The 10,522-nt window shown below is 75.8% G+C and carries 8 protein-coding genes, 1 tRNA gene and 1 pseudogene; 8 read left to right on the forward strand and 2 right to left on the reverse strand.

Going from position 1 to position 10,522, the window contains the following annotated elements; all coding sequences use genetic code 11:
- On the forward strand, positions 1-614 hold a 614-nt coding region (locus AC5FZL_RS12270; RefSeq protein ID WP_493618997.1), incomplete at its 5' end, for a hypothetical protein.
- Complete coding sequence (locus AC5FZL_RS12275; RefSeq protein ID WP_493618999.1) at positions 611-919, forward strand: hypothetical protein; 309 nt, start codon at positions 611-613, stop codon at positions 917-919. The genes AC5FZL_RS12270 and AC5FZL_RS12275, both read left to right, overlap by 4 nt.
- 30 nt (positions 920-949) lie before the next feature.
- Here the strand turns inward: AC5FZL_RS12275 and AC5FZL_RS12280 are convergent, their stop codons facing one another.
- Positions 950-2,551 carry a CYTH and CHAD domain-containing protein gene (locus tag AC5FZL_RS12280; protein ID WP_493619001.1) on the reverse strand — a complete coding sequence of 534 codons (1,602 nt, stop codon included), beginning with the start codon at positions 2,549-2,551 and terminating at the stop codon, positions 950-952.
- Positions 2,552-2,705: 154 nt separating this feature from the next.
- Between AC5FZL_RS12280 and fdh the strand changes: the two genes are divergently transcribed.
- The 4 genes from fdh (at position 2,706) to AC5FZL_RS12300 (ending at position 8,851) form a co-directional block, all read left to right on the forward strand.
- Entirely contained in the window at positions 2,706-6,002 is a 3,297-nt protein-coding gene (fdh, locus tag AC5FZL_RS12285; RefSeq protein ID WP_493619003.1) for a formate dehydrogenase, read from the forward strand.
- Between the two features lie 104 nt (positions 6,003-6,106).
- Positions 6,107-7,003 carry a 4Fe-4S dicluster domain-containing protein gene (locus AC5FZL_RS12290; protein ID WP_493619011.1) on the forward strand — a complete coding sequence of 299 codons (897 nt, stop codon included), beginning with the start codon at positions 6,107-6,109 and terminating at the stop codon, positions 7,001-7,003.
- A complete protein-coding gene (gene nrfD, locus AC5FZL_RS12295) occupies positions 7,000-8,169 on the forward strand; it encodes an NrfD/PsrC family molybdoenzyme membrane anchor subunit (protein ID WP_493619005.1) in 1,170 nt (389 codons plus the stop codon). The genes AC5FZL_RS12290 and nrfD overlap by 4 nt, the downstream gene beginning before the upstream one ends.
- A 133-nt stretch (positions 8,170-8,302) precedes the next feature.
- Positions 8,303-8,851: a hypothetical protein gene (locus AC5FZL_RS12300; protein ID WP_493619007.1), complete on the forward strand. Its 549-nt coding sequence runs from the start codon at positions 8,303-8,305 to the stop codon at positions 8,849-8,851.
- Between the two features lie 72 nt (positions 8,852-8,923).
- On the opposite strand, the gene selD is transcribed toward AC5FZL_RS12300, so the two are convergent.
- Positions 8,924-9,943: a selenide, water dikinase SelD gene (gene selD / locus AC5FZL_RS12305; protein ID WP_493619009.1), complete on the reverse strand. Its 1,020-nt coding sequence runs from the start codon at positions 9,941-9,943 to the stop codon at positions 8,924-8,926.
- 63 nt (positions 9,944-10,006) lie between these two features.
- Here selD and AC5FZL_RS12310 point away from each other — a divergent pair.
- Both AC5FZL_RS12310 and AC5FZL_RS12315 read left to right on the forward strand, forming a co-directional pair.
- Positions 10,007-10,099: transfer RNA gene (locus AC5FZL_RS12310), tRNA-Sec, on the forward strand.
- Between the two features lie 106 nt (positions 10,100-10,205).
- A pseudogene (locus tag AC5FZL_RS12315) lies at positions 10,206-10,522 on the forward strand (L-seryl-tRNA(Sec) selenium transferase); the annotation flags it as partial.

The raw sequence follows: 10,522 nt of genomic DNA on the forward strand, positions 1-10,522 counted from the left end.
CCGAGCCCTCGGTCACGGCCGCCCTGCGCGCGAGCGCGGCCGCCACGGGCCACGAGCTCGTCGGCGTCGGCGACGCCGTCAAGGGAGCGGACTCGCTCAGCCGCAAGGTGGCCGACCCGCGCCACCGCAGGGGGCGCCCGCTCCCGGAGGCGCTGGCCGACGTCAACGACGCGCTGCGCTACACGGTGCTCGCGCCGCCGCAGGGCTACGGGGCCGGCGCCGACGCCGTGGTGGCCGACCTGTCGGCGCGCGGCTTCACCCTGGTGGCGCTGAAGAACCGGTGGGTGCACCCCGCGCCCTACAGCGGCATCAACTCCACCTGGCGCGACCCGGCCAGCGGCATGCTGGTGGAGGTGCAGCTGCACACCCCGGACAGCTGGGCCGCGAACAAGGCCACCCGGGCCGAGTACGAGGAGCGGAGGGGCCCGATGACCACCCCGCAGAGGACGCAGGAGCTCGTCGAGCGCGAGAGCGAGGTCTGGCGGCACGTGCCGACGCCGCCGGGCGCCGCCGACGTCACCCCGCAGCGCTACGGCCTGCGCCCGGTGTCGTGGCGCGCGTCCCTCAACGCGCTGGTCCCGCCGGCCCCCGGCCCCGCGGTGGTGCCGGCGTGAGCGCGGCCGCGGCCCCGGACCCCTTCGACGCGCCGGTGGGCTCGGTCGTGCACCTCGTCGAGGTGGGCCTGGTCCCCCACCCGGAGCTGCTGCCGGTGCTCTGCCGGGTGCGCGTGACCGGGCCGCGGCAGGGCGTGGACGAGGTCTGGGTGCCGCAGCGCCAGCGGTGGGAGCCCACCACGGGACTGGTCCCGCACCGGTCCGGGCGCGCTGACGGTGACGTGGAGGTGATCACCGCCGCCGACGCGCAGCGGCTGGTCGAGGCTCACGCGCTCGCCCTGGCGCGGCGGCGCGAGGAGGCCTGACCGCGGCGCAGCGCCCGGTCGAGCGGGGGCTCAGCGCAGCCAGCGGCGCAGGCGCTTGCGGTCGGCGTGGGCCCAGGCGCGCTCGAAGGCGTCCTCGGCGCGCTGGGCCCGGGCCTCCTCGAGGGCGTGCAGCCGGCCGTAGGTGAAGCCGTTCTCGCCGGCGAGGTGGGCCTGGACGCCCACCTCGCGCAGCAGCTCCCGGGTGAGCGTGCTGTCCTGCAGCTCGCCCAGCGCCTCCTGCACCGACGCCATGGCCGAGGCGTAGGCGCGGGCGTCGGCCCCGACCAGGCCCGCCAGCTCCTCGGCGGCGTAGCGGGCGCGCTTGGCGGCCTTGCGCGTCTCGTGCAGCAGCGCCTCGCGCTGGGCGGGCGTGCGGGCGCCGTCCGCGGCCTCGGCGGCGTCCGCCACGCGGCGGTGCTCGCGCGCCACCCGCGGCAGCAGCACCGCCCGCGCGCGGCCGTCGGCGGCCTGGGTCAGCGGAGGGCGGGTGACCATCGTCGCCAGGGCCTCGAGCAGGACGAGGTAGCGGTCGCCGTCGAGGGCCTCGACCACCGCCCGGTGCCCGGTGAGCACAGCCCGGTCGAGCACCACCACCAGGCGGGCGGAGACGGGGCCGAGCACCAGCTCCTCCGGCTGGGCCGCGAGCGCCGCGAGCAGGTGCTCCCGCTGGACCTCGGCGTCGCGCTCCTGGCCGAGCGCGCCGGCCAGCCAGTGCAGCTCCACGCGTGCCAGCTCGGCCGCCGTGGGGTCGAGCAGCGGGCGCCAGGTGGCCAGCAGGGAGCGCAGCCGGCGGGTGGCCACGCGCATCTGGTGCACCGCGTCGGGCTCACCGCGGCGCACCCCGGTGTCCGCGCCCACGAGCCGGTCCACCTCCGCGCGCAGCCGCGCGGTGACCACCTCCGAGGCGCGGCTCTTGAGCGTCGGCTCGGTCAGCGGCGCGGGCGGGCGCGGCAGCCGGTCGCCGAGCACCCGCCGCAGCTTGGACGGGTGGGCCGAGCGCCGCGCACCGGCGTGCACCAGGGCCTGCACGGCGGCCTCGAGCAGGGCCCGGTCGCCCTCGACGAGCTCCACCTCGAGCTCGCGCCAGGTGGTGACCTCCACCGGCTCCCCGGGCGAGGCGGCGGGGGCCTCGGCGGTGACGGTGTCGTCGGCGAGCTCGGCGAGGACCACCGGCGTCCCGTCGGCGGCCGGCGCGCCGAGCAGGTGCCGCACGACCCGGCGGGTGCGCACGTGCGCGACGGTGCCCAGCGGGGCGGTGCGCACGGTGGCCCGCACGAGCCGGGCGAGCTCGTCGGGGGGCGCGGTCGAGTCGCCGCCCAGCGGCAGGCGCACCTCCAGGCGGTCGGTGACCTGCCCGCCGGGGAGCTTGAGGTGCCACCCGTCGTCCACCCCGCCGGAGCGGCGCCGCAGCGTGGTGCGCGCGCGCAGCAGGCGCAGGTCGGGGGTGTCGACGTAGCGCGCGTCCAGCGCCAGGTCGACGGGCTCGGTCACGGCGGTGACGCCGGCCCCCCGCAGCGGGGCCGCGAGGTCGGGCACGGCCCAGTCCTCGGGGACGTCCAGGGTGACCTCGACCTCCGGGACGGCCTCGGGGGCGGAGGGCGCGCCGCGCCCGCGGTCGGCTGCAGTCGCCACGAGCGGCATCGTGCCGGAGCGGGACCGGCGGCGCACCCGGCCGCCGGCCGAGCCGACCCCGCGACCGGCCGGGCCCCGCCGTTGCCGCGGTCGCCGCGACGTGGTCTGCTGCTCCCGTCCGGCGCCGCAGCGCCGGCCGTTCGAGGAGGCAGTCATGGTCGACCGCAGCGGGCGCAGCGCGCCGAAGACCCTCGGTGAGCGCGTCACCGGCCTGTGGCCCGTCCTGCGCCAGGCCACCGGCGCCGACCACACCGGCCGCGGGGCCGCCGTCCGCTCGCGCCGCACCGACGCCCTGCAGCCGCGCACCGCCACCGCCGACCGGGTCGCGGACTCCGTCTGCCCGTTCTGCGCGGTCGGCTGCGCCCAGAAGGTGTACGTCAAGGACGAGAAGGTCGTCCAGATCGAGGGCGACTACGGCTCGCCGGTCAGCCGCGGGCGGCTGTGCCCCAAGGGCAGCGCCAGCCTCCAGCTCGTCACCTCGAGCACGCGGGTCCAGAAGGTCCGCTACCGGCGCCCGGGCGGCACCGAGTGGGAGGACCTCGAGCTCGGCACCGCGATGGACATGATCGCCGACCGCGTGATCAAGGCCCGCCGCGAGGGCTGGCAGGACGCCGACGAGCACGGCCGGCCGCTGCGGCGCACGCAGGGCTTCGCGAGCCTGGGCGGAGCCGCGCTGGACAACGAGGAGAACTACCTCCTCAAGAAGCTCTACACCGCCCTGGGCGCCATCCAGGTCGAGAACCAGGCCCGCATATGACACTCCTCCACCGTCCCCGGTCTGGGGACCTCGTTCGGTCGCGGCGGCGCCACGACCTCCCTGCAGGACCTCGCCAACGCTGACTGCATCCTGATCCAGGGATCCAACATGGCCGAGGCGCACCCGGTCGGGTTCCAGTGGGTGATGGAGGCCAAGGAGCGCGGCGCGAAGATCATCCACGTCGACCCTCGGTTCACCCGCACCTCGGCCGTGGCCGACCTGCACGTGCCCCTGCGCGCCGGGTCGGACATCGCCTTCCTCGGCGGCCTGATCCACCAGGTCCTCGCCCGCGGCGCGGAGTTCCGCGAGTACCTGCTCGCCTTCTCCAACGCGGCGGCCATCGTCTCGGAGGACTTCCGCGACACCGAGGACCTCGACGGGCTGTTCTCCGGCTACGACGCGACGACCGACTCCTACGACATGGCCAGCTGGCAGTACGCCGGCAGCGAGGCCTCGCAGGACGACGACGAGCGCGGCGGCGCCCAGCACCCGCCGGAGGGCGGGGAGGACCACCAGGACTCCGCCCAGGGCCAGGCCTACGGCAGCGGCGGGGCGAGCATCCCCGAGAAGCCGCAGCAGACCGACCCGACCCTGGAGCACCCGCGCTCGGTCTTCCAGATCCTCAAGCGCCACTTCTCCCGCTACACCCCGGAGATGGTCGAGGACGTCTGCGGCGTGCCCCAGGCGCAGTTCCTCGAGGTCGCCGACGCCCTCATCGCCAACAGCGGGCGCGAGCGCACCTCGGCGATGTGCTACGCCGTGGGCTGGACCCAGCACACCACCGGCACCCAGTACATCCGCACCGCCTCGATCCTGCAGACGCTGCTCGGCAACATCGGCCGCCCCGGCGGCGGGATCATGGCGCTGCGCGGGCACGCCAGCATCCAGGGCTCCAGCGACATCCCGACGCTGTACAACCTGCTGCCGGGCTACCTGCCGATGCCCCACGTCGAGCACCACCAGTCCCTGGACGAGTACGTGCGCAAGGACGCCGGCCGCGCGGGCTTCTGGGGCAACATGCCCGCCTACACCGTCAGCCTGCTCAAGGCCTGGTGGGGCGACGCGGCCACCGCCGAGAACGACTTCGCCTTCGACTACATCCCCAAGATCAGCGGCGACCACGGCACCTACCGCACGGTGATGGACCAGATCGCCGGGATCGTCAAGGGCTACATCCTGCTCGGCCAGAACCCGGCCGTGGGGTCGGCGAACGCGAAGATGCAGCGCCTGGGCCTGGCCAACCTCGACTGGCTGGTCGTGCGCGACATGCAGATGATCGAGTCGGCGACGTTCTGGAAGGACGGGCCGGAGATCGAGACCGGCGAGCTGCGGACCGAGGACATCGGCACCGAGGTGTTCTTCCTCCCCGCCGCGAGCCACGTCGAGAAGCCGGGCACCTTCACCAACACGAACCGCATGCTCCAGTGGCGCCAGAAGGCGGTCGAGCCGCCGGGCGAGGCGAAGAGCGACCTGTGGTTCGCCTTCCACCTGGGCCGGATCGTCCGGGAGAAGCTGGCCGCCTCCACCGACGAGCGCGACCGCCCGCTGCTGGACCTGACCTGGGACTACCCGATGGAGCCGGGCACCGACGAGCCCGAGGCCGACGCGGTGCTGCGCGAGATCAACGGCACCGACGCCCACGGCGACCCGCTGCCGGACTACTTCGGCCTCGCCGACGACGGCTCGACCACCAGCGGCTGCTGGATCTACGCCGGCGTCTACAAGGACGGCGTCAACCAGGCCGCCCGCCGCAAGCCCCGCACCGAGCAGAGCGACCTCGGCGCGGAGTGGGGCTGGGCCTGGCCGATGAACCGGCGCATCCTCTACAACCGGGCCTCCGCCGACGCCGAGGGCCGGCCGTGGAGCGAGCGGAAGAAGTACGTGTGGTGGGACGAGGCCGCCGGGCGCTGGACGGGCGACGACGTCCCCGACTTCGAGGTGACCAAGCGCCCGGACTACGTGCCCCCGGAGGGCGCGAAGGGCCCCGCGGCCCTGGCCGGCACCGACGCCTTCATCATGCAGGGCGACGGCAAGGCCTGGCTGTACGCGCCGTCCGGGCTGTCGGACGGCCCGCTGCCGACCCACTACGAGGCGGCGGAGTCCGCCGGCGGGAACGGGCTGTACCCGAACCAGGTCTACAACCCGGCGCGGCGCACCTTCCCGCAGCCGGGGAACCGGGCGAACCCCACGGCCAGCGACGTGTTCCCGTACACGTTCACGACGTTCCGCCTCACCGAGCACCACACGGCGGGCGGGATGAGCCGCACGCTCCCCTACCTCTCGGAGCTCCAGCCGGAGATGACGGTCGAGGTCTCGGCCGAGCTGGCGCGCGAGCGGGGCCTGGAGCACCTCGGCTGGGCCACGATCGTCACCGCCCGCTCGGCGATCGAGGCCCGGGTGATGGTCACCCCGCGGCTGCGGCCGCTGACCATCGGCGGGCGCACGATGCACCAGATCGGGCTGCCGTGGCACTGGGGGCCCAACGGCCTGTCCACCGGTGACGCGGCCAACGAGCTGGTCGAGATCGCCCTGGACCCCAACTCCCACATCCAGGACAAGGTCGGCACCTGCGACGTCCAGCCCGGACGCCGTCCGCGCGGGCCCGCGCTCCTGGCCTTCGTCGCCGACTACCGCCGTCGCGCCGGCATCCCCACCGACGCCGACGTCCCCGCCACCCAGGGAGGCACCGCGTGACGCAGGCCCCAGAGCGCCCGGCCTCAGGCCGCGGCCTCTCCCCCGACGGCCACGTGGCCGACCCGGCGGCCGCCACCGGCTACGGGGAGGACCACCCGAAGCGGATGGGCTTCTTCACCGACACCAGCGTCTGCATCGGCTGCAAGGCCTGCGAGGTGGCGTGCAAGGAGTGGAACGCCGTCCCCGCCACGGGCGACCTGGACCTCAGCGGCTGGTCCTACGACAACAGCGCGATGCTCGGCGCCTCGACGTGGCGGCACGTGGCCTTCGTCGAGCAGGTGGCCCCGGCCCGCGAGCCGGTCTCCCTCGGCATGCCGGGGCTGCGCCCCGCTGATCCCGCCGCCGATCCCGGCGCCGGTGACGGCGGGGGCGCACCGCTGGCCACGGAGGCGCCCGGCGGCGACTCCGCCCAGGGCCCCTCCGGCTCGATCGAGGGCGTGCGCTGGCTGATGTCCTCGGACGTGTGCAAGCACTGCACCAACGCCGCCTGCCTCGACGTCTGCCCGACGGGCGCGCTCTTCCGCACCGAGTACGGCACGGTCGTCGTCCAGGACGACGTCTGCAACGGCTGCGGCTACTGCGTGCCGGCCTGCCCCTACGGGGTGATCGGCAAGCGCGAGTCCGACGGCCAGGCCCACAAGTGCACGCTGTGCTACGACCGGATCAGCCACGACATGGAGCCGGCGTGCGCGAAGGCGTGCCCCACCGACTCCATCCAGTTCGGGCCCCTGGACGAGCTGCGCGAGCGCGCCGACGCCCGCCTGGCCGAGCTGCAGGAGCGCGGCGAGGACAAGGCCCAGCTCTACGGTCGCGACCCCGGTGACGGCGTGGGCGGCGACGGCGCGTTCTTCCTGCTGCTCGACGAGCCGGAGGTGTACGGCCTGCCGCCGGACCCGGTGGTCACCACCCGCGACCTGCCGTCGATGTGGAAGCACGCGGGCGCCGCGGCCCTGACGATGATCGCCGTGATCGGCGTCGCGTTCTCGGGACGGCGCGCATGAGCCCCGACGAGCGCCACGGGCCCGGCGGGCGCGGTCTGCACGACGCCACCGGTGACGCCCCGGGCCTGGAGGAGAAGAGCGAGCAGGGCACCGCCCGGCGCGGCCGCCGCCGGCGCGGGGCCGAGACGCTCATGGTGCCCGAGGCGGAGTTCACCTCCTACTACGGGCGCCAGATCATCCACACCCCCGCCTGGGAGGTGCCCGACGTCCCCGCCTACCTCTACCTCGGCGGGATGGCCGGGGCCGCCGCGGCGATGGGCGTGGCCGGCGACCTCACCGGCAACCGGCACCTGCGGCGCGCCGGACGGCTGACCGCCTCCGGCGGCTCGGTGCTCAGCGTGCTGTTCCTCGTGCACGACCTGGGCCGCCCGTCGCGCTTCCTCAACATGCTGCGGGTGTTCAAGGTGACCTCCCCGCTGAGCATGGGCACCTGGATCCTCTCCCCGTTCGCGACCTTCGCCGGCGCGGCGGCGGTCGCCGAGCTGCGGGGGGTCCTGCTGCCGGTGCTCGAGCGGGTCGCCGGGGCGCGCGTGGCGGGCGTGGCCGCTGCGATCGCTCCGGCCGTCGGCCGCGCCAGCGGCCTCGGTGCGGGCCTCTTCGGCCCGGCCCTGTCGACGTACACCGCGGTGCTCATCGCCGACACCGCCGTGCCCTCCTGGCACGCGGCCTACCCCGAGCTGCCGTTCGTCTTCGCCGGCTCCGGCATGGCCAGCGCCGGTGGCATCGGCATGATCGTCTCCCCGGTGGCGGACGCCGCCCCGGCGCGGCGGATGGCCGTGCTCGGCGCCGGCCTGGAGCTGGCGGCCACCCAGCGGATGGAGCACCGCATCGGCCTCGTCGCCGAGCCCTTCCAGAAGGGCCGCCCCGGGCTGCTCCTGCGGCTGGCCCAGGGCTCGATGGCGGCCGGCAGCCTGGGCACCCTCGTGGCCGGTCGGCTCGGGCGCCGCGGGCGCGCCGTCTCGGTGGTGGCCGGGGTTCTGCTCAACCTCGGCGCCGCGCTGACCCGGTTCGGCATCTACGACGCCGGGGTGGAGTCGGCCAAGGACCCCAAGTACACCGTCATCCCCCAGCGCGAGCGCCTCGACGCCAAGCGCGCGGCGGCCAGGGCGGCCGAGGAGGCTGCGGCCGCCGGTGCCGCGGGCCCCTCGGCCCCCACCGGGGCGTAGCGGACGGACGCTGCGGCCCGCTGTGCGCCAGATCACGGTGCGCGGTGGGGCCGCGGCGGGGTGTGGGTCGCGCGCGAGCGGGTAGTCGGAGATCACGCACCACTCCGAACGCCCCACGACCCGGAGGTCTCCGATGGCCCGCAACACCCTCTCCCGCTCCCTCCACGACGTCGGCCTGGCCGCCTGGTTCGGCGGCACGCTGGCCAACGCGGTGGCCCTGAACGCCGCCGCGTCCGAGGCCGGTGACGCCAAGAGCACCGGCGCCGTGGCCAACACCGGCTGGGACCGCTGGACCCCGGTCAACGCCGCCGCGATCGGCGCGCACCTGCTCGGCAGCATCGGCCAGCTCGGCGGCAACAAGGAGCGCCTCGCCGGCCAGCAGGGCGTGGCCGGGATGTCCACGGTCAAGACGCTGGTGACCATCGCCGCCCTCGGCGTCACCGGCTACAGCCGCGTGCTCGGCAAGAAGGTCTCCACCTACGGCTCCGTGCCCGCCAAGTCGGGCACCAAGGCCGCCAAGAGCACGCCGCCGGAGGTCGCGACCGCGCAGGGCCAGCTCGCCCTGCTGCAGTGGGTCATCCCCGCGCTGACCGGCACGCTCGTGGTGATCAGCTCCTTCGCCGGTGAGCAGCAGCGCGGCAGCGAGCAGGCCAAGGGCTCGGCCGGCCGCATCCTCGGCTGAGCACCGCACCGCTGACCACGAGCCCCCGGACGCCGCGGCGTCCGGGGGCTCGTGCGTCTCAGGGCACGGGCCTCAGCGAACGGTGAGGACGGCGTCCCCGCGCGGCACGAGCTCGCCGACGACGGGGGCTCCGGGCACCTCGCCGGCGACCAGCAGCCCGCCGGAGGTCTGCGCGTCGGCGAGCAGGAGCAGCTCGTCCTCGCCCACCGTCGCCGCCAGGTGCGGGCGCACCCACGCGAGGTTCCGGCGCGAGCCACCGGGCAGGTAGCCGGCGGCCAGCGACTCGCGGGCGCCGTCGAGGTAGGGCACGGCGGCGGCGTCGACGACCGCGCTGACGCCCGAGGCGCGGGCCAGCTTGTACAGGTGGCCGAGCAGGCCGAAGCCCGTGACGTCCGTGGCGGCGCGCGCACCGGCGGCCAGGGCGGCCCGGGAGGCGTCGCGGTTCAGCGCCGTCATGGAGGCCACGGCGTGCGCGAAGACCTCACCGGTGGCCTTGTGCCGTGAGTTCAGGACGCCGACGCCCAGGGGCTTGGTCAGGCTCAGCGGCACGCCCGCGCGCCCGGCGTCGTTGCGCAGCAGCCGCCGGGGGTCGCCCAGGCCCGTCACCGCCATGCCGTACTTGGGCTCGGGGTCGTCCACGCTGTGACCGCCGGCCAGGAAGCAGCCCGCCTCGCGGGTGACGTCGAGCCCGCCGCGCAGCACCTCCGCCGCCAGCTCCATCGGCAGCAGGTCGCGCGGCCAGCTGAGCAGGTTCACCGCCACGAGCGGCTCGGCGCCCATCGCGTAGACGTCCGAGAGGGCGTTCGCGGCGGCGATCCGGCCCCAGTCGTAGGGGTCGTCGACGACGGGGGTGAAGAAGTCAGCGGTGACGACGACCGCGCGGTCGCCCTCGATGCGCACCGCGGCGCCGTCGTCGCCGTCGTCCAGCCCGACGACCAGCTCGGCGCCGGGCACCGCCGGCCGCACCGCGGCGCCCCCCAGCAGCCCCGCCACGACGGACTCGAGCTCGCCCGGCGGGATCTTGCAGGCGCACCCGCCCCCGTGGGCGTAGCCGGTCAGGCGCAGCGCGGGAGCCGAGACGTCGGTGGCCATGCCGCCGATGCTAGGCGGGGCCCGGCCCGGTAGCGTCGCCGGTGCGGCCCCGCCGGGGGCCGAGGAGGCGTCAGGGCACCTGGTGGTCCCCGCGGTCTTCAACACCGACGAGACCGAGCACCTCGGTCTGGCGGGTTCGATTCCCGTCCGCCTCCGCTCCTGCTCCCCCCGCGCGACCGCTCCACCCCCAGCACCGCGGGGGCGGAGCAGCACCGCGGCGTCCGAGGGGCAGCGGCGAGGGACCGCCACCTACGGTGTGCGCGTGAGCAGCGCCCCCGCGACCGACCCCCGGCGCCTCGTGCCCCGCACGGACGCCGTCCTGGCCGACGCGCGCCTGGCCGAGCCCCTGCAGCGCCTGGGCCGCGCCCTCGTCAAGGGCGCCGTGGGGCGCGCGCAGCAGGCGGTCCGCGCCGGGGACCTCGAGCCCGCCGCCGTGGTGGACGCCGTCCTGGCGGCCCTGCCCGCGTCGGCGTCCAGCCTGCGGCCGGTGCTCAACGCCACCGGCGTCCTGCTGCACACCAACCTGGGCCGGGCGCCGCTGTCGGCCGCGGCCGTGGACGCCGTGGTGGCCGCCGCCGG

The sequence above is a fragment of the Quadrisphaera sp. DVD1 genome (assembly GCF_058932755.1).